The organism is Lentzea nigeriaca, from assembly GCF_016907955.1.
Classification (GTDB): domain Bacteria; phylum Actinomycetota; class Actinomycetes; order Mycobacteriales; family Pseudonocardiaceae; genus Lentzea; species Lentzea nigeriaca.
Map to the genome: position 1 here is coordinate 452,212 of NZ_JAFBCX010000004.1, position 24,313 is coordinate 476,524.

At 69.1% G+C, this 24,313-nt stretch carries 25 protein-coding genes; 15 read left to right on the top strand and 10 right to left on the bottom strand.

The features are described 5' to 3' along the window. The first annotated feature begins 32 nt into the window (after window positions 1-32). Both JOD27_RS16590 and JOD27_RS16595 read left to right on the top strand, forming a co-directional pair. Complete coding sequence (locus tag JOD27_RS16590) at window positions 33-707, top strand: ABC transporter ATP-binding protein (RefSeq protein ID WP_204763140.1); 675 nt, start codon at window positions 33-35, stop codon at window positions 705-707. Then, window positions 704-2,893 (top strand): FtsX-like permease family protein, encoded by a 2,190-nt coding sequence (locus tag JOD27_RS16595; RefSeq protein ID WP_204763141.1) that lies wholly within the window; start codon window positions 704-706, stop codon window positions 2,891-2,893. The genes JOD27_RS16590 and JOD27_RS16595 overlap by 4 nt, the downstream gene beginning before the upstream one ends. A 209-nt stretch (window positions 2,894-3,102) precedes the next feature. On the opposite strand, the gene JOD27_RS46655 is transcribed toward JOD27_RS16595, so the two are convergent. Further along, window positions 3,103-3,639 (bottom strand): SMI1/KNR4 family protein, encoded by a 537-nt coding sequence (locus JOD27_RS46655; RefSeq protein WP_204763142.1) that lies wholly within the window; start codon window positions 3,637-3,639, stop codon window positions 3,103-3,105. 92 nt (window positions 3,640-3,731) lie between these two features. On the opposite strand from JOD27_RS46655, the gene JOD27_RS16605 reads away from it, so the two are divergent. Beyond that, a complete protein-coding gene (locus JOD27_RS16605) occupies window positions 3,732-4,058 on the top strand; it encodes a type VII secretion target (protein ID WP_204763143.1) in 327 nt (108 codons plus the stop codon). Continuing rightward, complete coding sequence (locus JOD27_RS16610) at window positions 4,055-5,218, top strand: C40 family peptidase (protein ID WP_204763144.1); 1,164 nt, start codon at window positions 4,055-4,057, stop codon at window positions 5,216-5,218. The genes JOD27_RS16605 and JOD27_RS16610 overlap by 4 nt, the downstream gene beginning before the upstream one ends. Before the next feature lie 2 nt (window positions 5,219-5,220). Here JOD27_RS16610 and JOD27_RS16615 read toward each other — a convergent pair whose 3' ends face one another. Continuing rightward, the gene (locus tag JOD27_RS16615; protein WP_204763145.1) at window positions 5,221-5,646 is read right to left on the bottom strand and encodes a tautomerase family protein; all 426 of its coding nucleotides are present in this window, start codon (window positions 5,644-5,646) and stop codon (window positions 5,221-5,223) included. Between the two features lie 83 nt (window positions 5,647-5,729). Between JOD27_RS16615 and JOD27_RS16620 the strand changes: the two genes are divergently transcribed. After that, complete coding sequence (locus tag JOD27_RS16620; protein WP_204763146.1) at window positions 5,730-6,293, top strand: TetR/AcrR family transcriptional regulator; 564 nt, start codon at window positions 5,730-5,732, stop codon at window positions 6,291-6,293. Here the strand turns inward: JOD27_RS16620 and JOD27_RS16625 are convergent. Further along, a complete protein-coding gene (locus JOD27_RS16625) occupies window positions 6,274-6,600 on the bottom strand; it encodes a YnfA family protein (RefSeq protein WP_204763147.1) in 327 nt (108 codons plus the stop codon). The two genes, JOD27_RS16620 and JOD27_RS16625, sit on opposite strands and share 20 nt — an antisense overlap. Window positions 6,601-6,631: 31 nt before the next feature. On the opposite strand from JOD27_RS16625, the gene JOD27_RS16630 reads away from it, so the two are divergent. The 5 genes from JOD27_RS16630 (at window position 6,632) to JOD27_RS16650 (ending at window position 10,496) form a co-directional block, all read left to right on the top strand. Further along, complete coding sequence (locus JOD27_RS16630; RefSeq protein WP_239567171.1) at window positions 6,632-6,985, top strand: YbaB/EbfC family nucleoid-associated protein; 354 nt, start codon at window positions 6,632-6,634, stop codon at window positions 6,983-6,985. Further along, a complete protein-coding gene (locus JOD27_RS16635) occupies window positions 6,982-7,419 on the top strand; it encodes a YbaB/EbfC family nucleoid-associated protein (RefSeq protein ID WP_204763148.1) in 438 nt (145 codons plus the stop codon). The genes JOD27_RS16630 and JOD27_RS16635 overlap by 4 nt, the downstream gene beginning before the upstream one ends. A 54-nt stretch (window positions 7,420-7,473) precedes the next feature. Then, window positions 7,474-8,688: a SatS C-terminal domain-containing protein gene (locus JOD27_RS16640; protein ID WP_204763149.1), complete on the top strand. Its 1,215-nt coding sequence runs from the start codon at window positions 7,474-7,476 to the stop codon at window positions 8,686-8,688. Window positions 8,689-8,772: 84 nt separating this feature from the next. After that, entirely contained in the window at window positions 8,773-9,516 is a 744-nt protein-coding gene (locus tag JOD27_RS16645; protein ID WP_204763150.1) for a GntR family transcriptional regulator, read from the top strand. 5 nt (window positions 9,517-9,521) lie between these two features. Further along, window positions 9,522-10,496, top strand: a complete 975-nt coding sequence (locus JOD27_RS16650; RefSeq protein WP_204763151.1) for a dTDP-glucose 4,6-dehydratase — start codon at window positions 9,522-9,524, stop codon at window positions 10,494-10,496. Here the strand turns inward: JOD27_RS16650 and JOD27_RS16655 are convergent. After that, a complete protein-coding gene (locus tag JOD27_RS16655) occupies window positions 10,486-11,580 on the bottom strand; it encodes an adenosine deaminase (protein ID WP_204763152.1) in 1,095 nt (364 codons plus the stop codon). The two genes, JOD27_RS16650 and JOD27_RS16655, sit on opposite strands and share 11 nt — an antisense overlap. A 359-nt stretch (window positions 11,581-11,939) precedes the next feature. Here JOD27_RS16655 and JOD27_RS16660 point away from each other — a divergent pair, with 359 nt between their 5' ends. Beyond that, the gene (locus JOD27_RS16660; protein ID WP_204763153.1) at window positions 11,940-13,316 is read left to right on the top strand and encodes a coiled-coil domain-containing protein; all 1,377 of its coding nucleotides are present in this window, start codon (window positions 11,940-11,942) and stop codon (window positions 13,314-13,316) included. Window positions 13,317-13,381: 65 nt separating this feature from the next. Here the strand turns inward: JOD27_RS16660 and JOD27_RS16665 are convergent, their stop codons facing one another. From JOD27_RS16665 to JOD27_RS16690, 6 genes are all read right to left on the bottom strand, one after another. Beyond that, a complete protein-coding gene (locus tag JOD27_RS16665) occupies window positions 13,382-14,656 on the bottom strand; it encodes a thymidine phosphorylase (RefSeq protein ID WP_204763154.1) in 1,275 nt (424 codons plus the stop codon). Beyond that, a complete protein-coding gene (locus JOD27_RS16670) occupies window positions 14,653-15,072 on the bottom strand; it encodes a cytidine deaminase (protein ID WP_204763155.1) in 420 nt (139 codons plus the stop codon). Before JOD27_RS16670 ends, JOD27_RS16665 begins: the two co-directional genes overlap by 4 nt. Beyond that, window positions 15,047-16,300, bottom strand: a complete 1,254-nt coding sequence (locus JOD27_RS16675) for an ABC transporter permease (protein ID WP_307830159.1) — start codon at window positions 16,298-16,300, stop codon at window positions 15,047-15,049. Before JOD27_RS16675 ends, JOD27_RS16670 begins: the two co-directional genes overlap by 26 nt. Next, complete coding sequence (locus JOD27_RS16680) at window positions 16,297-17,370, bottom strand: ABC transporter permease (RefSeq protein WP_204763156.1); 1,074 nt, start codon at window positions 17,368-17,370, stop codon at window positions 16,297-16,299. The genes JOD27_RS16675 and JOD27_RS16680 overlap by 4 nt, the downstream gene beginning before the upstream one ends. Next, window positions 17,370-18,950, bottom strand: a complete 1,581-nt coding sequence (locus JOD27_RS16685) for an ABC transporter ATP-binding protein (protein WP_204763157.1) — start codon at window positions 18,948-18,950, stop codon at window positions 17,370-17,372. The genes JOD27_RS16680 and JOD27_RS16685 overlap by 1 nt, the downstream gene beginning before the upstream one ends. Window positions 18,951-19,030: 80 nt before the next feature. Further along, window positions 19,031-20,164 (bottom strand): BMP family lipoprotein, encoded by a 1,134-nt coding sequence (locus tag JOD27_RS16690; RefSeq protein ID WP_204763373.1) that lies wholly within the window; start codon window positions 20,162-20,164, stop codon window positions 19,031-19,033. A gap of 727 nt (window positions 20,165-20,891) precedes the next feature. Here JOD27_RS16690 and sdhC point away from each other — a divergent pair. The 4 genes from sdhC to JOD27_RS16710 are packed head-to-tail and all read left to right on the top strand — an operon-like array spanning window position 20,892 to window position 24,283. Further along, complete coding sequence (gene sdhC / locus JOD27_RS16695) at window positions 20,892-21,314, top strand: succinate dehydrogenase, cytochrome b556 subunit (protein WP_167974524.1); 423 nt, start codon at window positions 20,892-20,894, stop codon at window positions 21,312-21,314. 2 nt (window positions 21,315-21,316) lie between these two features. Beyond that, window positions 21,317-21,724 (top strand): succinate dehydrogenase hydrophobic membrane anchor subunit, encoded by a 408-nt coding sequence (locus tag JOD27_RS16700; RefSeq protein WP_045313181.1) that lies wholly within the window; start codon window positions 21,317-21,319, stop codon window positions 21,722-21,724. 22 nt (window positions 21,725-21,746) lie between these two features. After that, window positions 21,747-23,501, top strand: a complete 1,755-nt coding sequence (gene sdhA, locus JOD27_RS16705) for a succinate dehydrogenase flavoprotein subunit (RefSeq protein ID WP_204763158.1) — start codon at window positions 21,747-21,749, stop codon at window positions 23,499-23,501. Then, the gene (locus tag JOD27_RS16710; RefSeq protein ID WP_204763159.1) at window positions 23,501-24,283 is read left to right on the top strand and encodes a succinate dehydrogenase iron-sulfur subunit; all 783 of its coding nucleotides are present in this window, start codon (window positions 23,501-23,503) and stop codon (window positions 24,281-24,283) included. Before sdhA ends, JOD27_RS16710 begins: the two co-directional genes overlap by 1 nt. Window positions 24,284-24,313 lie beyond the last annotated feature (30 nt).

Genomic DNA, 24,313 nt, shown 5'->3' on the forward strand with positions numbered 1-24,313 from the left:
TTTGCCGGCCGGCCCAGGGCACCTTGAGATGCATGAATTCGGTTCTGGCCGCTCGTGGCCTGGTCAAGACCTACGGCGACGTGCACGCGCTCGCCGGGGTGGACATCGACATCTCCCCTGGGGACGTGCTGGCGGTAGTCGGTCCGTCCGGTTCCGGCAAGACGACGCTGCTGCACGTGCTGTCCGGCATCCTGCGTGCCGACGGCGGCGAGGTGTTCCTCGACGGGCACGCGATCGGCGAGCTGAACGAGACAGGGCGCAGCGAGCTCCGCCGCACGGCGTTCGGGTTCGTGTTCCAGTCCGGCATGCTCGTCGCCGAGCTCACCGCGGAGGAGAACGCCGCGCTGCCGATGCTGCTCGCCGGCCGTTCGCGCGAGGAGTCGCTCGCCGCGGCCAGGGAGTGGCTGGAACGCCTCGGCCTGCGGGGCATGGAGAAGCGGCGACCCGATGAGCTGTCCGGCGGGCAGGCGCAACGGGTGGCGATCGCGCGAGCCCTCGCGCACCGGCCGCGGGTGATCTTCGCCGACGAACCGACCGGCGCCCTCGACACCCGCACCGGCCAGGAGATGATGACCGCCCTGCTGGCCGCGGCGGAGGAGACCAACGCAGCAGTCGTGATCGTGACCCACGACAAGGCGATCGCGGACCGGGCGCTGCGAGTGGTCGAGATCCAGGACGGCCGGATCGCCGCCGGGGTGTCGGCATGAGGATCGCGCTCGCGGTGTTGCGCCGCGACCGGCGCAGCCAGGTCGCCACCGTGCTGGTCGCGCTGGGCGTGATGATCGCGGTGTCGCTGGTGCTGTGGCTCGTCGCCGCGCCGAACGGCCTGCAGGCGCGGGCGGATCGCACGGCGTGGCGCGACCTTCTGGGCAACCCCGACCAGAGCGGCGTGATTTCCGTTGCGGTGAACAACGATTCGTTCGACGGCAAGCTCATCCAGCGGTTCGACGTCGCACGTCTGCAGCAGGGCGATGTACCGGTGGCGGAGGGCATCGTCAGGTTTCCCGAAGCGGGTGAGGTGCTGCTGTCCCCCGCGTTGAACGACCTCGTGCGCGGCACACCCGCCGAGAAGCTCGGCAATCGCTTCCCCGGCAAGCAGATCGGCGAGCTCGGGCCGGAAGCGCTGAAGTACCCCGGTGAGCTCGTCGCGATCGTGGGGCAGGACAAGCTCGACAACGGTTACCGGGCAACGGGTCTGCGGGGCGGCCCCGGTTCGTACCGCAACGACTACCACGGCATGCTCTACCTGCTCACCCGCGTCGGGCTCGTCGTGCTCGTCGTGCCCTGCCTCGTGCTGGTCGCGTCGGCGGCTCGGTTGACCGCGGCGAAACGGGAACGGCGCCTGGCCGCGCTGAGGCTGGCCGGCGCGTCACCGAAGCAGGTCATCGTGATGACGGCCGTGGAAACCGCGGTCGGCGCGGTCGTCGGCAGCGTGCTCGGCGTGCTGCTGGCCCAGCCGTTCAGCCACCTCACCGCGAAAATCCCGTGGGAGGGCGGCACCTGGTATCCGGGCGACTTCGTGCCTTCGGCCGGGGTCGTGGCCGCGGTCGCCGTGCTCGCTCCGGTGCTGGTCATCGCGGCGGCGATCATGGGGCTGCGGCGGGTGGTGCAGAAACCGCTCGCGGCGGTGGGGAAGCGCAAGGTGCGGTCCTGGCGGCTGCTGATGATCGCCGGTGCGCTGGGCGTGTTCTTCCTCGGGATCGTGTACGCCCAGGGAGCCCGTGGCGACAACCAGTTCACCGTGGTGCTCCTCGGTCTCGGCGCGGTGGCGATGGCGCTGGTGCTGGCCGGACCGGTGGTGACGGCGTGGGTCGGGCGGTTCTTCGTCGGGAGGTGGACCAAGCCGTCGACGCTGCTCGCCGGTCGGCGGTTGGCCGGTGACCCGGTGGCGGCGTTCCGCGGTTCGGCCGGTGTGGTCATCGCCGTGTTCACCGGCTCGATGGCGCTGACCATGTTGCCAGGACTGGAAAGTCAGGTGCCGTATCGCGACGGCACGTGGCGCGAGGAGGCCATCGTCGCCGAACAGGTGGCGCACGACGTCACGCCGTTGCGGCTGCAGACCTCGGCGCCGATCGCCACGATGCTGGACGGTTCGGTGAGCACCGGCAAAGACACCGACTACGGGACGTACGTGCTCGTCGGCAAGTGCGCTGACGTCGCGAAGGTGCTGAACGGATTGAGCTGCGGGCCAGGCCCTGCCGTGTACGCGCACTCGAAGCTGACCGGCGACGTGTTCAAGTCGTCCGGGCAGAAGGACCAGGTGACCGCGAAGCTGCCCGCGCGGTACGAGACGCGGCCGTTCGACGGCGCCGGCCACATCAGCGCCGTGATCGACCCGGAGCTGTTGCCGGGCACCGAGGGCAAGGTGTCGATGGTCGGCTTGCCGACCACACCGGAGAACCGCGACGCCGTGCACACCGCGTTGATCGGCACGCTACCGGGCGTCCGGCTGGTCGACGGTGAACAGCGTGAGCTGTACGGCAGCACGCTGATGGAGGACCTGCAACGGGCCACGATCATCGGCCTCTCGATCGCGGCGGTGCTCGGCGGGATCGGCGCCGCGGTGGCCGCGGCCGGCTCCGTGATCGACCGCAGGCGCACTTTCGGCGCTTTGATCGCGGCCGGAACGCCCATTCGGGTGCTGGCTCACGCACTGCGCCGAGAAGTGATGTTGCCGGTGTTCGCGGTCACAATCGCGGCGTGCGGTGCGGGCCTTGTCGTCGGCCTCGGATTGCTCACTCTGGCACGCGGACTGGTGGGGCACGGCGAAATGCCGCTGACGCCGTGGGTGGCTGCTCCCGTTGCCGTCGGCATGGTGGTCGCGCTGGTCGCAGCCCTGGCGTGTGGTCCGGTTCTACGCGGCATCAGCCCGCGGGATTACTCGGCCGAGTAGCGCTCGATCGAAAGTACGAGCGGGAGACTGGCCCTCAGCGCGATGTGCGTCGAGGGCCTTCTGCCGCAACGTTCACTCGCCGGCGTGAGGTGACGCGCGGGCCCGTCGGCCCGCCTCGACGACGGCTGCCATGAAGTGCGTCCTGCTCTCGGCGCTGGACGTCGACCAGATCATGGAGGGCCTGGTGTCGCGGGGATCCTGGAACGGGCCTAGCAGGTGCGCCAGCCCAGCTCCCCGGCCGTGTTGACCTCGGGGAAGCAGTGCCCGACCGCGGTGCGCGTCTCCAGCGCCGTCGCGACCTGGTCGAACATCTCGGTGATCGACGTCCACTCCGGCTTGACCATCTCGTTGCGCTCCTGGTCCCACTCGACCACGCAGCCGCGCAGCACGCCGGGACGCAGGTCCACGGCGAGCACGTCACCCGTGCCGTCGAACGCGATCGGCAGCCACTCGGGGTGGAACCCGGCCGTCGGCGACCCCGCCTCGGTCGCGTCCGCGGGCTTGCTCAGGTGGGTGTCCCGGAGCACGAACGCCTGATATGCGCCCAACGGCGTGTAGAAGGGCGGCAGGATCTCGGCGTAGAGGCCGGCTTCGGGGCCCCCGTAGACGCTCCACCACAGCTGGAGATCGATCGGAACCCGAAGATCCGGCAGCGCGTCGTACCTCGGCCGCAACACGGCACGGGTGGCGGGCGCGTGCTCCGCCAGCCATGCCAGGATCCGGTTCCAGTGCTCGATCACACCCACGGTCCCATGATCTTGGCGGAACGTCGGGCGAGGTACCGCTCATCGGGGCAGGATCTAGGCGAACAGGTCACGACTGGGGGAAGAAGCTTCACATGGCGGAACAAGGTCTCAAGGTCGACCTCGACGCCTTGACGGGGTACGCGTCGGCGGTGAGCGGTCTGGCGAGCGAGGTCGGCACGGTCGGCACCGGCACGTTGAGCGGCACGACAGCGCTGCCGGGCGACTGCTTCGGCAAGATCGGCAACGAGGTGGGTCTGAACGCCGCGTTCCAGACCGCCGCGCAGGCGCAGATGGACGCCCTGAAGGCCGCGTCGACCGGCCTCGCCGGCCTCGGCACGGCCGTCGCGAAGGCCCGTGACGCCTATATCGCGCAGGAGGAAGCGCACGAGGCCGCACTGAACAAGGCGGCGCGCGCATGAGCGTCGAGGGCCTCCTGAGCCAGTTCATCGCACCGATGAAGGAAGACCTGGCCAAGCTCGACGGCGACACCGGTGGTGCCACACGAGCGGGCGACGCCTTCGGTCGCGCGCAGACCGCGCTCACCGATCTGGGGACGCGGCACGGGTCGGCTTCCACCGCAGTGCTGAACACCTGGTCGGGCGAGAAGGCCAACGCGTTCACCAGCCGTGTCGCCACCTTCGCCTCGGCCGCGAACACGTTGTCCGCCAACGCTTCCGTCTTCAAGACCGTAGCCGCGACCGGTGTTTCCGCGGTGACCGGCGGACGCACCGCGATCCAGGGTCTGATCGACGAGTTCACCTCGAAGGCGACGCCGAAGCTCGCCGCCGCGGTTGCCGCGTCTTTCGTCGCGGGGCCCGGCGTGGTGCTGGCCGCTCTCGCCGACCTCGCCGGGATGGCGTCCGGCTACCAGGGCAAGACCTCCGCCGAGCTGCAGAAGGTGCGCGACCAGCTCACACAGCTGGTCGGGCAGCTGAACGGCCTGCAGAAGCCCGACGTCGGCGCCCTCGAGAAGCTGGGCGAGCCGCTCGGTGGTGACGACGGCTCGACTTCCACGGCCGGTGCTTCCGACACGCCGAAGCACGACTCGAACTCCCACACGGGGTCCGGTTCCGGCTCCGGCGGTGGGGGCGGAGGTGGCGGTGGGGGCGGCGGTGGCGGCGGAAGTGGCGGTGGCGGCGGTTCCGGCCCTCGGCTTCCCGTCGCGATTCCGCCTCAGCCCGGCACCGGTGTCGGCGTGAACCTGCCGGACGGCAGCAGCGCGGAGGCCCCGAACGAGACGGCGGCCAAGGCCGTGCGGAACGCGTTGTCGGCGCTCGGCACCCCGTACGTGTGGGGTGGGGCGAACCCGCCCCAGGGCACCGACTGCTCCGGCCTGACGCAGTGGGCCTACAAGAACGCGGGGTTCGACCTTCCGCGTCCGGCGTCGTCCCAGGCCATGGGTGCGTCGGTGCCGCCGGGCCAGGTGCTGCCCGGCGACCTCGTCGTGTGGGACGGGCACGTGGCGATGGTGATCGGCAACGGCCAGATGGTCGAGGCCGGCGACCCCGTGCAGGTCAGCAAGATCCGCACGACCAACAGCGGGATGTCGTTCTACGGCTTCTACCGCCCGACGGGCTGACCTCAGCCCTTGGCGGCCTGGGCGGCGGCCTTCAGCTCGGCGAAGTTCACGATCTTCCCGGCCGCGCCCCAGGTCCCGTCGGGCTGCTCGTGGATGAGCACCCACACGCGCATCGCGTCGGACTCCTCCAGCCCGGCGGCCTCGAGCACCAGCGCCGTCGCCTCCTGCACGAGCCCCGCCTTGCGCCGCTCGGACAACACACCCGTAGGCACCCGCACGTCGACCCGGAACCGCGGCGCGTCGTCCTCGGCGGTCGTCTGCGCGCCCGCGGGCAGCTCGTGCAGGTAGGCCCACGCCACCGAGCGGAAGAACTCGTTGTCCGGAGCCCCTTCCCACTTCAGCAGCAGGGTGGCCAGGTCGCGCTGAACGCTCTTGCGGCCGGCGTCGGTCAACGCGCCGGCAGGGGCGGTCAGTTCGATCATCGGCATTGCGGACTCCCGTCTATGACAACTGTTATAGCGCGCGGAGAACGCTATCCTATGACGGTCGTTATAGCCAGAGAGGCCCCGAGATGTCCCGACAGCAGATCGTCGCAGGAGCCGCCGACATGATCCGGCGCCGCGGCCTCAACGCGACGAGCATCCGGGAGGTCGCGAAGCACGCCGGCACGCCGCTCGGGTCGACGTACCACTACTTCCCCGGCGGCAAGGAGCAGCTGGCCACCGAGGCCGTCCAGTGGGCGGCGGGCACCGTGCAGAAGGTGCTCGCGGCCAAACTGCGCAAAGGCCCGGTCGACGGACTGAAGGCGTTCTTCGCGCTGTGGCGGCAGATCGTGACGGAGACCGAGTTCCAGGCCGGCTGCCCCGTGCTCGCGGTGGCCGTCGAGGAGACCGCCGGCTCGGACGCGCTCACCGCCGCCGCCGAGGCGTTCAGGACCTGGACAGGCCAGCTTCAGGCCTCGCTTCAGGAGCAGGGCGTCGACGCGACCCGCGCCGGGAGCCTCGCCCAGCTCGCCGTCGCCGCCGCGGAGGGTGCCGTCGCGATGTGCCGGGCCCAGCGCAGCATCGAACCGCTCGACGACGTCGCGAAGGAACTGACCGCGCTCCTCGAAGCCGCTACCGGGGCGCGTACATGATCACGGCCACGCCGGCCAGGCACACCAGCGCGCCGATCACGTCGTAGCGGTCGGGGCGGAAGCCGTCCACGACCATCCCCCAGGCGAGCGAACCGGCCACGAACACACCGCCGTAGGCCGCGAGGATCCGGCCGAAGTGCGCGTCGGGCTGCAGCGTCGCAACGAAGCCGTAGAGGCCCAGCGCGATCACGCCGCCGCCGATCCACAGCCAGCCCCGGTGCTCCCGCACCCCCTGCCAGACGAGCCACGCGCCACCGATCTCCATCAGGGCGGCGAGGGCGAACAGCACGACCGAACGCAGGATCATGCGGCACACTGTCGCAGTAGGGGGTGGTCAGGTGGACGACGACGTCGAGCGCGCCGCCAGGAAGGTGCGCGATGTCGAGCAGGCCGTGTCGCAGCACGTCGAGCGCAGTGGCCCCATCACGGGGCGGGCGTCCTCACCGGACGGCGCGGTGACGGTGATCGCCACGCCCGGTGGTCCGCCGCAGCGGATCGCGGTGAGCGCGGCGGCGCTGCGGATGGGCCCGCACGGGTTGGCCACCGAGATCATGCGCGTCGCGGAGAAGGCGCAGCGCAACGCGTCGAGCAGGCTGCACCAGACGCTGGAACGCGTGGTCGACCCGCGTGAGCTGACGGAGCTCGGGTTCACGAACGAGAGGGACGAGGACGAGTTCGGGTGGCGGCGGTGAACGAGGAACGGATCCAGGCCACCGAGCAGCTGCAGCGCGACCTCGAGACCCTCACGGCCACGATCGAGCACCCGAACGGGCTGTGCATGGCCACGGCGTCCCCGAAGGGCGAGATCAAGGCGCTGCACCTGCACCCGGCGCTGCTGCAGCAGGGTGCGCAGGCGGTCGGCGAGGTCGTCACGGAGACCGTGCGGCTCGCGACCAACGCCGCCGTGCAGACGAGCTTCAACAAGCTGGCGCTGGCGCTGGGCGACGGGATGGCGATCGACGTCGAATCGATCGCGGGTGATTCGCCCTTCCGGTCGACGTGGAACCCCGTCGTGCCACCCAAATCCGCAGCTGAAGAGGCACCGCCCGAGCGGCGGCCCAGGACGCCGATCGTCGACGACCCCGACGAGGACGCGTTCTTCGAGAACCCCTTTGGGCGCCGGTGATCAGCACCGTTAGGCTCGCCCACGGCATCAGGCAGGCGTGACCGGGAGGTCAGGATGGCGCAGGACATCGTCCCCATCGAGCTGGGGCTGACGCAGGGTGACGTGGTCACGCTGTGGGCACCCCGCTGGCGCGAGAAGGGCGAGGAGTGGGAGGCGTTCCTCGGTGACGAGGAGGACCTGTTCGTCTTCCCCGACGCCGCGCACCTCGCCGCCTTCGTCCGCACCGCCGAGGAGCACGACCTCACCGATCACCCCGCGTGGTCGATCGTGCCGTCGCTGGGCGTCGCGGACCTCTCGCCGGACGACAACCACCAGTTCGACCTCGTCGGCGTGCCCGAGCTGATCGCGGAGGACCCGGACACCTGGACGATCGGTGAGCTCGCCGACGTGATCGCGATCGTGCGCGCGCTCGCGGACGTCTGCGACCTGGAGAAGGTCCACGAGGTGCTCGACTCCGCCGAGGGCTTCTCGCTGCTGCCGCAGGGCACGCTGCCGTTCAGCGGCCGTGACGGCGCGAAGCTGTGGGACGAGCTGTCCGAGGTCGTCTCCGAGAAGTGGGACGAGGTGCTCGACGCGATCGACAGCGTGGTGAGCACGCCGGAGGTCCCGGAGAAGGAGCTGGCCGTCGCGCAGGAGGAGCTCGCCGCGCTCGAGGCCGAGACGGCGGCGGCCGCCGACACCTCCGACGACGAGGACTCCGACGAGGAGACCGACGAGCCCACCGGTTTCTGGGCCGAGGTCGGCATCGACCCCATCAAGATCATCACGTCGGCCGGCGAGTTCTATACGCTGCGCTGCTACCTCGGCGACGACCCGGTGTTCCTGGGCCGCCGCGGCAAGATCGAGGTCTTCACCTCGGCGCGCGCGCTGAGCCGGTTCGTGGCCGAGAACGACGAGCACGACCTCGCCGAGGTCGAGACGTGGAACGACGTCAAGGTCAAGGCCACCGCCGGTGAGCTCGATGTCGACGTGGACGACGACAACGTCTACGTGCTGACAGGCATCGCCGAGGACATGGAGGAGGGCCCCGACGCCCTCGACCCGCAGCAGCTCGACCTCGCCGTCGAACTGTTCGAGGACGCGGGCGAGTGGGCTGAGGACGAGTCCGTGAAGGAGGCGCTGGCGTCGTCCGAGTCGCTGGGCTGGCTGGTGTCCTTCGTCGTCGCGCCGGACCCGACGCGTCTCGCGCCGTCCGCTCCCTACGACTCCGAGGTGGCCGCGTTCCGCGAGCTGCAGGCGAAGTTCGAGGACCGCCTCAACACCAACTGAGGCCATTGCGCTGCTGGACGGGCCACTCCGCGCGGGGTGGCCCGTTTTCGTCTACACCCGACACCACCTGTATGATACAGGTTTATGACAGGTTCTCGGTCGCAGCGCCTCGCCGCTGACCTGAGGGAACGCATCACGCTCGGCGACTACGGCCCGGCAGGCGCCATCGAGAGCGAGGCCGAACTCGGCCGCCGCTACGAGATCAGCCGCGTGACCGTGCGCCGCGCGCTGGAGCAGCTCCGGGACGAGGGCCTACTGGCATCGCGAAAAGGCGCCGGCTGGTATGTCGCGTCGTTCGCGCAGCCGCTCGCGCTGGGCACGTTCCAGCACGCGCGGTCCGCGGTCGCCGAAGCCGGGGTCTCGCTGGTGCGCACCGTCCTCGAGTACGGCTACCGCGAGGCGCCTTCGAGTGTCGCCCTGACCCTCGGCACCGGCGAGATGCTGCGCGTGCGGTCGTTGCGCCGCACCGGTTCCTCACCGCTGGACGTCGTCACCGAGTGGGTGCCGCTCGCGGTGGCCGCGCCGGTCAGCCGTGCCGACGCCGAGTCGCCCGGCACCTGGGAAACGTTGCGGCGCAACGGAAACCAGATCGCGGTGGTCCGGCAGAGCATCGCCGCCGTGGCCGCGGGCGAGGTCGGCCCCCTGCTCGGCGTCACCGAGGGCACGCCCGTGCTGCTGGTGCGGCGCATCGCGTTGGACGTGACCGAGCAGCCGATCGCCCTGTCCGAGCACCACTACCTGGGTCACCGGTTCCAGCTGGAGGTCGAGTTCCGCGGCTGGCCGGGCGCGGAGCCGCCCGGGGTGGCACCGATCCGTTCGGAGGACTGAAGAGAATGCGCGTGCTCGTCACCGGCGCGGCCGGGTTCATCGGCTCGCACTTCACCCGCTACTGGCTGCGCGAACACCCGTCGGACGAGGTGATCGCCCTCGACGCGCTGACGTATCGCGGCACGCGCACGAACCTGCCCGCGGACGTGGAGTTCGTGCACGCGGACATCGCCGAGGCCGACGTCGAGGGTGTCGACGTGGTGGTGAACTTCGCGGCCGAGTCGCACAACAGCCTCGCCGTGCTGGACCCCGGCCGGTTCTTCCGCACGAACGTCCTCGGCACGCAGGCGTTGCTGGAGTCCTGCCGTCGCGCGGGTGTGCGGAGGTTCCACCACGTGTCGACGTGCGAGGTCTACGGGGATCTGGCGTTGGACGCCGTGGAGGCGTTCCACGAAGAATCGCCCTACCGCCCACGAACGCCGTACAACGCGTCGAAGGCCGGAGCGGACCACGCGGTGCGCTCGTACTTCGAGACGTTCGACCTGCCGGTGACGATCACCAACTGCGCCAACAACTACGGGCCGAACCAGTTCCCCGAGAACGTCCTGCCGCTGTTCACGGTCAAGGCCCTGAACGGCGAGCAGCTGCCGATCTACGCGGCACGGGACAACCGGCGCGAGTGGATCCACGTGCTGGACCACTGCAGGGCCATCGACGCCGTGCTGCGGGACGGCGAGATCGGGCGGACCTACCACGTCGGCACGGGCGTCGAGGCGAGCGTCGACCAGATCGCGGACCTGGTGCTGGACGAGCTCGGACTGCCGGAGTCGCGGAAGTCGGTCGTGGCCGACCGGCCTGGCCACGACCGGCGCTACCTGCTGGACTCCACGCGGATCCGCCGCGAGCTCGGATGGCGCCCGGAGATCGGCTTCGAGGCCGGTGTCCGGGACACCATCCGCTGGTACGCGGCAAATCGCGCGTGGTGGGAGCCGTTGCGGAAGCTCAGCCCGATCGACGAGAGCGCCTGGGCTACGCGGTGAGCGCGGCGTACCCCGGCTTGATCAGCTCGTTGATGATCGCGAGCCGCTCGTCGAACCCGATGAACGCCGACTTCATGGCGTTGATCGTGAACCACTGCAGGTCGGCCCAGCCGTAGCCGAACGTGTCGACGAGCGCGGCGAACTCGCTGGAGAGCGAGCAGTCGCTCATCAGGCGGTTGTCGGTGTTGACGGTGACGCGGAACCGCAGCTTGGCGAGCAGGCCGATCGGGTGGTCGGCCATGCTGGCCGCGGCGCCGGTCTGCAGGTTCGAGGTCGGGCACATCTCCAGCGGGATGCGGCGGTCGCGGACGTACGCGGCCAGGCGGCCCAGCTCCGCACCGGCAGCGTCGTTGTCGGAGACCTTGATGTCGTCGACGATCCGCACGCCGTGACCGAGTCGTTCGGCGCCGCAGTGCTGGATGGCCTCCCAGATGGACGGCAGGCCGAACGCCTCACCGGCGTGGATGGTGAAGTGCGCGTTCTGCTGGCGCAGGTACTCGAACGTGTCGAGGCCCCTGGTGGGAGGGAAGCCGGCCTCGGGGCCCGCGATGTCGAAGCCGACGACGCCGAGGTCGCGGTAGCGGACGGCGAGTTCCGCGATGCGCAGCCAGCCTTCGTTCTGGCGCATGGCGCACAGCAGGGTGCCGACGCGGATCTTGCGACCGCTCGCGGCGACGCGCTGCTCGCCGAGGCGGAAGCCCTCCTGCACGGCCTCGATCACCTGCTCCAGCGACAGGCCCTTCTCGGTGTTCAGCTCGGGCGCGTAGCGGATCTCGGCGTAGACGACGCCGTCGGCCGCGAGGTCCTCGACGGCTTCGGCCGCGACGCGGACCAGGGCGGCCTCGTCCTGCATGACACCGCACGTGTGGACAAAGCCTTCCAGGTACCGCACGAGCGACCCGGAGTTGGCGTTGTCGCGGAACCAGCCGCCGAGCACGCCCGCGTCTGTGGTGGGCAGGCCCTGGTACCCGGAGGCGTCGGCGAGCTCGATCACAGTCTGCGGGCGGAGGCCACCGTCGAGGTGGTCGTGCAGCAGCACCTTCGGCGCGCTGCGGATGGTCTCCAAGGAAAGCGGCGTGGACATTGCTACACGTTACTTCAGCCGACACGCCGCTTCAGCGCTGGCCAAAATGATCTTGCATCCGCTATGATCATTTGCTGCTTCAACGTTGTTGCAGATCCGTGATCAGCAACTTTCTGCAACCATCGCGGCGCTCTAGTCACCCCAAGGTAGGAACATCACCGGTCGCGTTCGGACGCTTCCGGCCAGTAACTTGGCGTTCGGAGCAATCGGATAGCCTGATCGGGCCAGTTGCCCGTCCGCACCCGGCCGTTTTCTGGCGGGGGTGGTACAGACACGTGCCGTGACGCGGATAGGCTCCCGTGGTCTCCCCCTCCCCTGGACGAAGGCACTCAGCCGTGACAGAGAACAACAACTCCACGATGTCCTTCGATCGGATGCGCAACATGCTCACGCGCGCCGCGGAGATCCGTGAGAGCGAGCAGCAGCAGATCTTCGACGCGCTGGACGAGATCCACGCCCGGATGTCGCCTCTGGAGTCGCTGGGTTCGGTCCGCAAGCGCCTGTCGGAGCTACCGGACCGCACCGAGGTCAGCGTGCTCGCCGAGCGCCTGGACGAGGCCCTCGCCAAGCTGGAGGCCCAGGACAACGCCGTCGCCGACATCGGTCGCGCGGTCGACGCCCTGGTGGACAAGCTCGCCAAGCCCTTCGCCCAGCTGGACGGCCGTCTCGACGGCGTCGCGGGCCGCTTCGAGGGCGTCGCGGGCCGCATGGACGGTCTCGAGGACAAGCTCGCGAGCATCCACAAGCGCATCGACGACCTCGACGGTCACCTCGACAAGCAGGACGGCAAGGTCGACGCGATCCCGGGCGCTGTCACCAACCCGCTGCGCGAGCGCATCGAGGCCCTCGAAGCCGCGCTGCGCGGCCGCCTCGACGAGGTCGACGAGGGCGTGCACGAGCACCTCGACGGCACTCGCGAGGCCCTGCAGAAGATCCTCGCCGACTCGTTCTCCGGCATCCACGGCCGCGCCGACGAGCAGCGCGACGCCCTGGCCGCCGCCCGCGCCGAGCTCGCAGCCGCCGTCGCCGACAGCCGCGAGAAGCTCGTGTCCGCGGTGAACGACCGCCACAACCAGCTGGCCTCGTCCCTCGCCGAGACCCGCACCGAGCTGTCCGGCGCCGTGGCGGAGACCCGCGGCGAACTGGCCGGCGCGGTCACCGAGACCCGCGACTCCCTCGCCTCCTCGCTCGCCGAGACCCGCGCCGAGCTGGCGTCGGCCGTCACCGACACCCGCGACGTCGTCAACGGCAAGCTGGACGAGGCCCGCACCGCCCTGTACGCGGCGATCGAGCAGTCCCGCGACCAGGTCGACGCCGCCGACCGCCTCGAGGCCCTCGCCGGCCGCCTGGAGCAGGTCACGTCGAAGCTCGACACGATGACCGACCGCCTGGACAAGGTCGAGGACGACTTCGCCACCCGCATCGCCGAGCTCGGCGGCTCGGTCGACGCCGGCCTGTCCAAGGTCGCCGAGACCGTGGGTGCCCGCCCGGACACCGACGCGCTGCAGTCCCTGGTCCGCAAGTCGAACCAGGAGTCCGAACTGCGCATCGGCGGCCAGCTGGACGAGGCCATGGCCACCTTCGCCGAGCTCATCCTCGGCGGCGGCTCGCCCACGCCTCCCCCGCCGCCCACCGCCCTGCCGCGTCCGCAGCGCCGCACCCGCAAGAACGGCCCGAAGCCGGCCAACGGCGGCAAGGACATGGACGACGACGACCTGGCGGCCGAGGGCGCCTGATCGCCTGACACGTCAACGGCCCCGGAGCTGCGCCCGCAAGCTCCGGGGCCGTTCTCGTTGGTTCGTCAGCCGCGAATGGTGTCGATGACCAGGGCCGACCGCTTCGGCGCCGAGTCCGTCACCGAGTACGCGCCCTCCAACGCCTGCAAGGCGCCGTCGACCGCGTCCGGGGTGTCGGTGTACAGCTCCAGCAACGGCTGCCCGGCCTCCACCTCGTCACCGGGCTTCGCCAGACAGAGCACGCCGGCGCCGGCCTGCACCGGGTCCTCCTTGCGCGCCCGCCCGGCTCCGAGCCGCCACGCGGCCACCCCGACACCGTAAGCGTCCAAAGTGGACAGCACACCGGTGGCAGGTGCCGTGACGACGTGCTTGTGCGAGCCGACCGGAAGCGGAGCCTCCGGATCGCCGCCCTGCGCACGGATCATCCGAGCCCACGTCTCGTACGCCTCACCCGAGGCCAGCACGGCGGCCGGGTCAGCCGAAATCCCGGCCAGGGCAAGCATTTCCGACGCCAGCGCCACGGTCAGCTCGACGACGTCGGCAGGTCCTCCACCGCGCAGCACGTCGACGGACTCGGCCACCTCGACCGCGTTGCCGACCGCACGTCCCAACGGCACCGACATGTCGGTCAGCAGAGCCGAAATCCGCACGCCGTGTTCAACTCCGATGGCCACCAACGCCTCGGCGAGCGCACGAGCGGAAGAAAGATCCTTCATGAAGGCACCGGATCCGACCTTCACGTCGAGAACCAGCGACTCGGCACCCTCCGCGATCTTCTTCGACATGATCGAAGACGCGATCAGCGGAATGGCCTCGACGGTTCCGGTGACGTCCCGCAACGCGTAGAGCTTCCGGTCAGCCGGAGCCAGCCCTTCGGTGGCAGCACAAACAACCGCTCCCACGGAGGAAAGCTGCTCGAGAATCTCCGAAGTGGACAGTGCGGCCCGCCACCCTGGGATCGACTCCAGCTTGTCCAGCGTCCCGCCGGTGTGCCCGAGCCCGCGCCCGGACAGCTGCGGCACAGCGGCACCGCACGCGGCCACCAGCGGCGCCAGCGGCAGCGTGATCTTGTCGCCGACGCCACCGGTCGAGTGCTTGTCCACCGTCGGGCGCGACACGTGCAACGACAACCGCTCGCCCGACGAGATCATCGCCTGCGTCCAGCGCGCGGTCTCCGCCGGCGACATGCCGTTGAAGAAGATCGCCATCGCCAGCGCGGACATCTGCTCGTCCGCCACGGCACCGCGTGTGTACGCGTCGATGACCCAGTCGATCTGCGCGTCGGACAAGGTCAGCCCGTCGCGCTTGGCGCGAATGACGTCCACAGCCGAGAAACTCATGGCAGGTCCTCCGGTCCGAACGCGTCGAGCAGCACCTCGGTCATCGGCAACGGCCCGCGCGCGGTGTCGACGAGGCACTCACGCCCGCCGAACTCGTAGATCACCTGGCGGCAACGCCCGCACGGCATCAGCAGCTCGCCGCTGCCGGAACGACACGCCACGGCGACCAACCGGCCGCCGCCGGTCAGCCGCAGCTGGCCGACCATGGTGCATTCCGCGCAGAGCCCGAGACCGTACGAAGCGTTCTCTACGTTGCAGCCGGTCACGATGCGGCCGTCGTCGCACAGCGCGGCGGCCCCGACCTGAAGCCCGGAGTACGGGCAGTGGGCGAACGACGCCGCTTCCACTGCCCGTGCCCTCAGACCATCCCAGTCAATTGACACGGTCCGATCAACCACGGCGGTAGACCACACCATCGGCGGCCGGCATCCGCAACCGCTGCGACGCCACGGCCAGCACGGCCAGCGTCACCATGTGCGGCGCGTAGGCCACGAACTCGCTCGGAATCTCGTCGAGGCTGATGTACAGCAGGTAGAGCACCACGGCCACGACGATCGCGGCGGCGGCCGAGAACCACCTGCGCCGGATCAGCTGCCAGACCACGATCACGCCGAGCAGCAGCACCACACCGTAGACCAGCGCGAGCACCGTCTCGCCGCCGGAACGCAGCTGCAGGCCGTCGGCGTAACCGAACAGCGCCGCGCCACCGAGGAGTCCGCCGGGACGCCAGTTTCCGAAGATCATGGCGGCGAGGCCGATGAAGCCGCGACCGCCGGTCTGACCCTCCAGATAGGACAGCTGGCCGGCGTTCAGCACCAGGGCCGCGCCACCGAGGCCCGCGAGGGCGCCGGAGACGATCACGGCGACGTACTTGTGGAAGTACACCTTCACGCCGAGGGAGTCCGCCGCGTGCGGGTTCTCGCCGACCGAGCGCAGGCGCAGGCCGAACCTGGTGCGCCACAACAGGTAGTACGAGAGCGGCACGAGCAGGATCGTCAGCATCGTCAGCGGCGAGACACCGGTGACGAGGCCGCGCAGGATGCCGGCGACGTCCGAGATGATCAGGCGCTGACCCTGCTCCAGCTCACCGAGCCAGTCGGCGAGACCCGCTGCCGAGTACGTCTCGAACGGCTGGACCGGCGGCGACTGACGCGGGTTGTGCGACAGCGGCTGGAAGATCAGCGTCGACAGGTACTTCGTCAGACCGGCGCCGAGCAGGTTGATCGCCACACCGGAGACGATGTGGTTGACGCCGAACGACACGGTGGCGATCGCGTGCAGCAGACCGCCCAGCGCACCGAACACGACGGCCGCGATGACGGCGGCCCACGGGCCCCACTGGTAGCCGGCCCACGCCGCACCCCAGGTACCCATGATCATCATGCCTTCGAGGCCGATGTTGACCACGCCGGCGCGCTCCGACCACAGTCCGCCGAGACCGGCGAGCAGGATCGGCAGCGCCAGCCGGACGGCGGTCTGGGTCGTGCCCGACGACGTCAGCTGCAGGAAACCGGTCTGGTACGAGGTGACCGACAGCAGCACGATCGCGCCGGCGACACCGAGCACTCCGACGGCCCAGCCGGGCACCTTGCGCTTGCGAGGCGCAGCCGGGACGTGGGGCTTCTCCTCCAACGTCGTGATCACGCGGCACCTCCGACAGTTCCGAGCTCACGGCCGACGCGACGCTGCTCGGCGGCGAGCTCGACGCGGCGCACCACCTCGTACGCGACGACGACCGACAGGACGATCGAGCCCTGCATGATGGTGACGATCTCCCTCGGCACACCGACGTTGTCGAGCGCGAGACCCGACTTGTCCAGGAACGCCCACAGCAGCGCGCCGAACGCGATGCCGCCGGGGTGGTTGCGACCCAGCAGCGCGATCGCGATGCCGGAGAAACCGACGCCCGCGCTGAAGTTCAGGCTGAACGTGTGGTCGCGGCCGAGCATCTCCGGCAGGCCGATCAGGCCCGCGATGGCGCCCGAGAGCAGCATCGAGACCAGGACCATCTTCTTGGCGTTGACGCCACCGGCCGACGCGGCGGTCGACGACTCGCCGGACGCCCGCAGCTCGAAGCCGAACCGGGTGCGGTTCATCATGATCCAGTAGCCGATGCCGAGCGCGACGGCCACGAACAGGAAGCCGAACATCGTGCCAGAGCCGCCGAACGAGATGCCGGGCATCCAGCCGCTCTCCGGGATCTCCGGCGTGCGGATGTTGTTGCCCCGCAGCTCACCGAAGACGTCGCGGCGGATCAGGTAGGCCGAGAAGCCGATCGCGAGACCGTTCATCATGATCGTCGAGATGACCTCGTTGACGCCTCGGGTCACCTTGAGGATCGCGGGAATCGCGGCCCAGGCCGCACCCGCCAAGGCACCCACGATGATGATCACCAGCGTGTGGACGCCCGGCGGCAGCGCGATCGAGCCGCCGACGACCGCGGCGACCACGGCCGCGACGCGGTACTGGCCCTCGACACCGATGTTGAACAGGTTCATCTGGAACCCGATCGCCACCGCGAGCGCCGCGATGTAGTAGATGCCCGATGAGTTGATGATGTCGACGAGCGTCGTGCCCTTGCCGACCTGCGTCACCATCGCACCGAACGCCCTGAGCGGGTTCGCGCCCGAGATCACGAGCGCCACACCGCAGAGCAGCATCGAGAAGACGATCGCCAACGCGGGCGGCAGGAGTTTGCCGCGCAGGTTTCCCATCAGTTCTCGCCTTCCTCAACCACCGCGGTCTCTTGCACCGCGGCGCTCGTGCTGCCCGCACCCGTCATGGCACTGCCGAGGTCCTCGGGCGTGACGGTGTTCGGGTCGGCGTCGGCCACGAGGCGGCCGCGCAGCATGACCTTGATCGTGTCCGACAGGCCGATCAGCTCGTCCAGGTCGGCGGACACCAGCAGCACGGCGAGGCCGGCGGCACGGGCGCGCTTGATCTCGTCCCAGATCAACGCCTGCGCGCCGACGTCGACGCCTCGGGTCGGGTGCGACGCGATGAGCAGCACCGGGTTGCCGGACAGTTCCCGTCCGACGACGAGCTTCTGCTGGTTGCCACCGGAGAGCGCGGCCGCCGGCACGTCGATGCCCGGCGTGCGGACGTCGAACTCGCTGACGATCCGCTCGGTGTCCCGCTTGGCCCCGTCGGGGTCGAGCCAGATGCCGTTGGCCGTGGGCTTGCGGGTCTGGTAGCCGAGAATCCGGTTGTACCAGAGGGGTTGTGTGAGCAGCAGGCCGTGGCGGTGGCGGTCCTCCGGCACGTAGCCGATGCCCGCCTCACGCCGGGCAAGCGTGCCCAGCTTGGTGAGGTCCTTGTCCTGCAACGTGATCGTGCCGCTGCCGGCCTTGCGCATGCCCATGATCGTCTCGACGAGCTCGGTCTGGCCGTTGCCCTCGACACCGGCGATGCCGACGACCTCGCCGGACCGGACCACCAGGTCCACGTCGTCGAGGATCGGCCGCGAGCCGTCCGGCGTCATCAGCTTCAGGCCCTTGACGTCCAGCACGACCTTGTCGGTGACGGTGGACTCGCGGGTCTCCGGGCTGGGCAGCTCGCTGCCGACCATCATCTCGGCGAGCTGGCGCGACGAGACGGTCTTCGGGTCCGCGCTGCCCACGGTCGTGCCGCGGCGGATCACCGTGACCGAGTCCGCGATCGCGCGGACCTCGTCGAGCTTGTGCGAGATGAACAGGAACGTGTAGCCCTGCTGCTGCATGCCGCGGACGGTGTCGAAGAGCTCGTTGACCTCCTGCGGCACGAGCACGGCGGTCGGCTCGTCCAGGATGATCACCTTGGCGCCGCGGTAGAGCACCTTGAGGATCTCGACGCGCTGCCGGTCGGCGACACCGAGCTGCTCGACGAGCACGCCGGGGTCGACGTTGAGCCCGGTACTGCCCGAGAGCTCGATGATGCGCTTGCGGGCCTTCTGGCCGATGCCGTGCAGCGCCTCGGCGCCCAGGACCACGTTCTCCTGGACGGTGAGGTTGTCGGCGAGCATGAAGTGCTGGTGCACCATGCCGATACCGGCCTTGATGGCGTCCGACGGCGTGCGGAACCGCACCTGCTCGCCGTTCACCTCGATGGTGCCCTCGTCCGCGGCCTGCATGCCGTAGAGGATCTTCATCAGGGTGGACTTGCCCGCGCCGTTCTCACCGCACAGGGCATGTACCTCGCCGCGGCGGACGGTCAGGTGGACGTCGCTGTTGGCGACGACACCGGGGAATCGCTTGGTGATGCCGGTGAGCACCACCGCGGGTGGATCGTCCGTCCGTACGGACGTGGAACTGCTCATCGTCGAGGCTCCTCATACGACGCACCAGGCCCTGTGAGGGCAGATCCTCACAGGGCCCGGCGTGTGCTTTGGCTAGCGGACTACGGCTTGTCCGCGACCTTGATCTTGCCCTCGATGATCTGGGCCTTGTAGCCCTCGAGGATGCCCTGCAGCTTCGCGTCGATCTTGCCACCCGAGGTGGCATAGCCGACACCGTTCACCTTCAGGTCGAAGACCTTCGGCAGCGACGCGAGGTCGTTCTTCGCGGCCGCGCGGATGAAGTCGTACACCGCGACGTCGACGCGCTTGAGCATCGAGGAGGCGATGACCTCCTTGGTGTCCGCGACGGTCGCCTGGTTGTACTGGTCGGAGTCGACACCGATCGCCAGCACGCCGGCCTGCTTGGCCGCCGAGAAGATGCCCTTACCGGAGGCACCCGCGGCCTGGTAGATCACGTCGGCACCCTTGTCGATCTGACCCTTCGCGGCTTCCTGGCCCTTCGGCGCGTCCTGGAAGCCCGTGAAGTCACCAGCCGGGGTGATGTACTTCTTCTCGATCTGGATCTTCGGCGCGGCGGCCTTTGCGCCCTGGACGTAGCCCGCCTCGAACTTCTGGATCAGCGGGATCTCGACACCGCCGACGAAGCCCACGTGGCACTTCTTGCTCTGGTACGCGGCGATGACACCGGCCAGGAAGGAACCTTCGTGCTCGGCGAACGTCAGCGGCGTGACGTTGGCCGCGCCCTCGACGGCAGCGTCGATCAGACCGAACTTGACGTTCGGGAACTGGGCGGCGACGAGCTTCATCGACTCGGCGTAGGCGAAGCCGACACCGATGACCGGGTTGTAGCCCTCGGTGGCGAGCTGGCGCAGACGGGTCTGCTTGGAGGCCTCGTCCTCGCTCGGCGCGGCGGAGAGCTCCTTGGTGTTCTCCTTCTTGATGCCGAAGTCGGTGAGGGCCTTGTCCAGACCGGCGGCGGCGGAGTCGTTGAACGACGCGTCGCCACGGCCACCGATGTCGTAGGCCAGACCGACCTTCAGTGCGCTTCCGTCCACCTTCTCACCGGCGGCGCTGCTGGTGTTCGAGGTGGCAGGCGCTGCGGGAGGCGTGGCGAACTCGCAGGCGGCACCACTGCCGGTGTTCGAGTTGTTGCTACCGCCACCCGAGTCCTTCGCGCAGGCGGCCATAGTCATCACGCTGGTGAGCGCGATCGCGGCGACCGCGACGCCACGCATACGACGACGCACGGCTCGTCTCCTCCCTGAGGTTCCTCCCCAACGACCCCGTTGGGTTCTAGACGGCGCACCGTACCTCTTAGTAATCAACCCTGTTGCGTCGAGCACCTACAAAGACCCCTATCGGTTACTCATTCGACGCATTGGCCTACCTGTGGTGATCACTCGTGTTCGGCGCGTGGTGAAACATCCTCTTCGGCTGCTCCACCGCACTGATCGTCGTCCAAACGGCCCAATTCCGCGCGCTGGACCCAGCGCTCCAATGCCGACGACATCCCCGCCACCGGGCCTCCCGGCGGGAGATTCCTCCCCATGTGAGACAGGATGCGGCATCGACTACCTCGGCGTTCGGCGTTCGGGGAGGTTTCTCGGCGCGACGATGAACCGTTCGCGGACGCGTCGTCGTGTAGGGGGTGGCAAGTGCCCTTGCCGACGACGGCGGCCGGACCAAGGCGGAGGTCCGGCCGCCGTCCTCCGTTCCGGAGCGCACGCGGGGCCCCCGCGTGCGCTCCTGGAGTACGAAAGCTCCCCGCGTACTCCAGCGATGTGGCGTGGGCCGCATTTCAGGATCGATAAAGACCGCTTGGCCGATCGACAGCGTGTCTCATCGATCACAGAGCGGGTGCGCCTGCTGGGTCGGGTCCGACGTGCGGGACTAGGATTTTCCGGTCATGGTCGGCCTGAACTGTTCACCGACCACCACCACTGACGTTGGAGGCCTCGGCGCATGACCAGCGCAGGCGCACCCGAGCGTTCGGGCACCACCCGAGGGGGTGGGACGCTCTACCGCGGTGATCTGGGCATGTGGTCCTGGGTCGCCCACCGGATCACCGGTGTCCTCACGTTCTTCTTCCTCTTCACCCACGTGCTCGACACCGCACTGGTGCGGGTGTCACCGAACGCGTACGACGCGGTGATCGAGACCTACAAGAACCCGGTCGTGAACCTCTTCGAGGTCGGCCTCGTCGGCGCGGTGCTCTACCACGCGCTCAACGGCATCCGGGTCATGCTGGTCGACTTCTGGGAGAAGGGCGCCAAGTACCAGCGGGTCATGCTCTGGACCGTGCTGGCCGTCTGGGTCGTCGTGATGATCCCCGGCTTCTACTTCATGATGGAGCGCACGATCTCCGAGCTGGTTGGGGGTCACTGACCATGTCTCTCGCACTCGACAAGCCCCGCCAGCCGCGCCGCCCCGCGGCCCGTCGCAGCAACGGTGAGCTCTACAGCTGGCTGTTCATGCGCCTGTCCGGCCTGCTGCTCGTGGTCCTGGTCCTGGGCCACCTGTTCATCATGAACATCCTCGACGGTGGCGTCCACAAGATCAACTTCGGTTTCGTCGCCGGCCGCTGGGCCTCCCCGTTCTGGCAGTTCTGGGACCTCGCGATGCTGTGGCTCGCGCAGATCCACGGCGGCAACGGCGTGCGGACGGTCATCAACGACTACGCCCGCAAGGACTCCACCCGGTTCTGGTTGAAGATGCTGCTCTACGTCTCGATGGTGCTGATCGTCTCGCTCGGCACGTTCGTGATCTTCACCTTCGACCCGAACATCTCGAACTGACCCGCGCGGGGAGCCCACCACAATGCAGTTCCACAAGTACGACGTAGTCATCATCGGTGCTGGTGGTGCCGGAATGCGCGCGGCGATCGAGTCCGGCCAGCGCGCCCGCACCGCGGTGCTCACCAAGCTCTACCCCACGCGTTCCCACACCGGCGCGGCCCAGGGCGGCATGTGCGCGGCCCTCGCCAACGTCGAGGAGGACAACTGGGAGTGGCATACCTTCGACACGATCAAGGGCGGCGACTACCTGGTCGACCAGGACGCCGCCGAGATCATGGCGAAGGAAGCGATCGACGCCGTTCTCGACCTCGAGAAGATGGGCCTGCCGTTCAACCGCACGCCCGAGGGCAAGATCGACCAGCGCCGGTTCGGCGGCCACACGCGCAACCACGGTGAAGCCGCCGTGCGCCGCGCCTGCTACGCCGCGGACCGCACCGGCCACATGATCCTGCAGACGCTGTACCAGAACTGCGTCAAGCACGGCATCGAGTTCTTCAACGAGTTCTACGTCCTCGACATCTGCCTCACCGAGACGGAGAACGGCCCGGTCTGCACCGGCGCCGTCGCGTACGAGCTCGCGACCGGTGAGATCCACGTCTTCCAGGCCAAGTCCGTCGTGTTCGCGACCGGTGGTTTCGGCAAGGTCTTCAAGACCACGTCGAACGCCCACACGCTGACCGGCGACGGCATGGGCATCGTCTTCCGCAAGGGCCTTCCCCTGGAGGACATGGAGTTCTACCAGTTCCACCCGACGGGCCTCGCGGGTCTCGGCATCCTGCTGACGGAGGGTGCCCGCGGTGAGGGCGCGATCCTGCGCAACGCCTCGGGTGAGCGGTTCATGGAGCGCTACGCCCCGACCATCAAGGACCTGGCACCGCGCGACATCGTCGCCCGCTCGATGGCACTGGAGGTCCTGGAAGGCCGCGGTGCCGGCCCGAACAAGGACTACGTGCTGCTCGACTGCACGCACCTCGGCGCCGAGGTGCTGGAGACGAAGCTGCCGGACATCACCGAGTTCGCGCGGACCTACCTGGCCGTCGACCCGGTCGTCGAGCCCGTCCCGGTGTACCCGACCGCGCACTACGCGATGGGTGGCATCCCGACGAACGTGCACGGCGAAGTGTTGCGGGACAACGACAACATCGTCCCCGGCCTCTACGCCGCCGGTGAGTGCGCGTGCGTCTCGGTCCACGGCGCGAACCGCCTGGGCACGAACTCGCTGCTGGACATCAACGTCTTCGGCCGTCGCGCGGGCATCGCCGCCGCCGAGTACGCGTTGTCGCGTCCCGAGCACGTCGATCTCCCGGAGAACCCGGCCGCGGCCGTCGAGGCGCAGGTCGCGCTGGTGCTGTCCGAGCACGGCCAGGAGCGCGTCGCGGACATCCGCACCGAGCTTCAGGCCACCATGGACGCCAACGCGTCCGTGTACCGCACCGAGGACACGCTGAAGCAGGCGCTGCACGACGTGCAGGCCCTGAAGGAGCGCTACGCCCACATCCAGGTGCAGGACAAGGGCAAGCGCTTCAACACCGACCTGCTCGAGGCCGTCGAGCTCGGCTTCCTGCTGGAGCTGGCCGAGGTCCTCGTCGTCGGCGCGCTGGCGCGCAAGGAGTCCCGCGGCGGCCACGCCCGCGAGGACTACCCGAACCGCGACGACACGAACTTCATGCGCCACAGCATGTTCTACAAGCAGGGTGAGGGTCTGGCCGCGGACATCCGCCTCGACTACAAGCCCGTGACCTTTACCCGGTACAAGCCGATGGAGCGCAAGTACTGATGACCGCCACCGCTGAAACCACCACTGGCTCGCGCGGTTCCCAGCCGCCGGTTCCGGACGGCGCTGTCACGGTCACCGTCAAGATCCGCCGGTTCAACCCGGAGTTCGACGACGAGCCGCGCTGGGACTCGTTCGACATCCCGGCTCTGCCGTCGGACCGCGTGCTCAACCTCCTCCACTACATCAAGTGGTACGTGGACGGCACGCTGACGTTCCGCCGGTCCTGCGCCCACGGCATCTGCGGCTCGGACGCGATGCGCATCAACGGCGTGAACCGCCTGGCGTGCAAGGTGCTGCTGAAGGACCTGCTGGAGAAGGGTTCGAAGCAGACCACGATCACCATCGAGCCCATCAAGGGCCTGCCGGTGAACAAGGACCTGCTCGTCGACATGGAGCCCTTCTTCGAGGCGTTCCGTGCCGTCAAGCCGTACCTCGTGACCTACGGCAACGAGCCGACGCGCGAGCGGATCCAGTCCGTCGCCGACCGCGAGCGCTTCGACGACACGACGAAGTGCATCCTGTGCGCCTGCTGCACCACGTCGTGCCCGGTGTACTGGACCGAGGGCTCGTACTTCGGCCCCGCTGCGATCGTCAACGCGCACCGGTTCATCTTCGACTCGCGTGACGAGGGCGCTGAGGAGCGGCTCGACATCCTCAACGACATCGATGGCGTGTGGCGGTGCCGGACCACGTTCAACTGCACCGACGCCTGCCCGCGTGGCATCCAGGTCACCAAGGCGATTCAGGAAGTGAAGCGCGCGCTGCTGTTCAAGCGCGTCTGAGTTCTCGTTTTCCGCGGCGCCGCGTTCCCT

Excerpts from the sequence above, each read along its gene's own strand:
- JOD27_RS16645 (WP_204763150.1), top strand. The coding sequence starts at position 8,773 with ATGACAGGTTCTCGGTCGCAGCGCCTCGCCGCTGACCTGAGGGAACGC.
- JOD27_RS16615 (WP_204763145.1), bottom strand. The coding sequence starts at position 5,646 with ATGCCGATGATCGAACTGACCGCCCCTGCCGGCGCGTTGACCGACGCC.
- JOD27_RS16710 (WP_204763159.1), top strand. The coding sequence starts at position 23,501 with ATGACCGCCACCGCTGAAACCACCACTGGCTCGCGCGGTTCCCAGCCG.
- JOD27_RS16700 (WP_045313181.1), top strand. The coding sequence starts at position 21,317 with ATGTCTCTCGCACTCGACAAGCCCCGCCAGCCGCGCCGCCCCGCGGCC.
- JOD27_RS16685 (WP_204763157.1), bottom strand. The coding sequence starts at position 18,950 with ATGAGCAGTTCCACGTCCGTACGGACGGACGATCCACCCGCGGTGGTG.
- JOD27_RS16650 (WP_204763151.1), top strand. The coding sequence starts at position 9,522 with ATGCGCGTGCTCGTCACCGGCGCGGCCGGGTTCATCGGCTCGCACTTC.
- sdhC (WP_167974524.1), top strand. The coding sequence starts at position 20,892 with ATGACCAGCGCAGGCGCACCCGAGCGTTCGGGCACCACCCGAGGGGGT.
- JOD27_RS16625 (WP_204763147.1), bottom strand. The coding sequence starts at position 6,600 with ATGATCCTGCGTTCGGTCGTGCTGTTCGCCCTCGCCGCCCTGATGGAG.
- JOD27_RS16655 (WP_204763152.1), bottom strand. The coding sequence starts at position 11,580 with ATGTCCACGCCGCTTTCCTTGGAGACCATCCGCAGCGCGCCGAAGGTG.
- JOD27_RS16660 (WP_204763153.1), top strand. The coding sequence starts at position 11,940 with ATGTCCTTCGATCGGATGCGCAACATGCTCACGCGCGCCGCGGAGATC.
- JOD27_RS16620 (WP_204763146.1), top strand. The coding sequence starts at position 5,730 with ATGTCCCGACAGCAGATCGTCGCAGGAGCCGCCGACATGATCCGGCGC.
- JOD27_RS16670 (WP_204763155.1), bottom strand. The coding sequence starts at position 15,072 with ATGGTGTGGTCTACCGCCGTGGTTGATCGGACCGTGTCAATTGACTGG.
- JOD27_RS16640 (WP_204763149.1), top strand. The coding sequence starts at position 7,474 with ATGGCGCAGGACATCGTCCCCATCGAGCTGGGGCTGACGCAGGGTGAC.
- JOD27_RS16605 (WP_204763143.1), top strand. The coding sequence starts at position 3,732 with ATGGCGGAACAAGGTCTCAAGGTCGACCTCGACGCCTTGACGGGGTAC.
- JOD27_RS16595 (WP_204763141.1), top strand. The coding sequence starts at position 704 with ATGAGGATCGCGCTCGCGGTGTTGCGCCGCGACCGGCGCAGCCAGGTC.
- sdhA (WP_204763158.1), top strand. The coding sequence starts at position 21,747 with ATGCAGTTCCACAAGTACGACGTAGTCATCATCGGTGCTGGTGGTGCC.
- JOD27_RS16665 (WP_204763154.1), bottom strand. The coding sequence starts at position 14,656 with ATGAGTTTCTCGGCTGTGGACGTCATTCGCGCCAAGCGCGACGGGCTG.
- JOD27_RS16610 (WP_204763144.1), top strand. The coding sequence starts at position 4,055 with ATGAGCGTCGAGGGCCTCCTGAGCCAGTTCATCGCACCGATGAAGGAA.
- JOD27_RS16690 (WP_204763373.1), bottom strand. The coding sequence starts at position 20,164 with ATGCGTGGCGTCGCGGTCGCCGCGATCGCGCTCACCAGCGTGATGACT.
- JOD27_RS16680 (WP_204763156.1), bottom strand. The coding sequence starts at position 17,370 with ATGGGAAACCTGCGCGGCAAACTCCTGCCGCCCGCGTTGGCGATCGTC.
- JOD27_RS16590 (WP_204763140.1), top strand. The coding sequence starts at position 33 with ATGAATTCGGTTCTGGCCGCTCGTGGCCTGGTCAAGACCTACGGCGAC.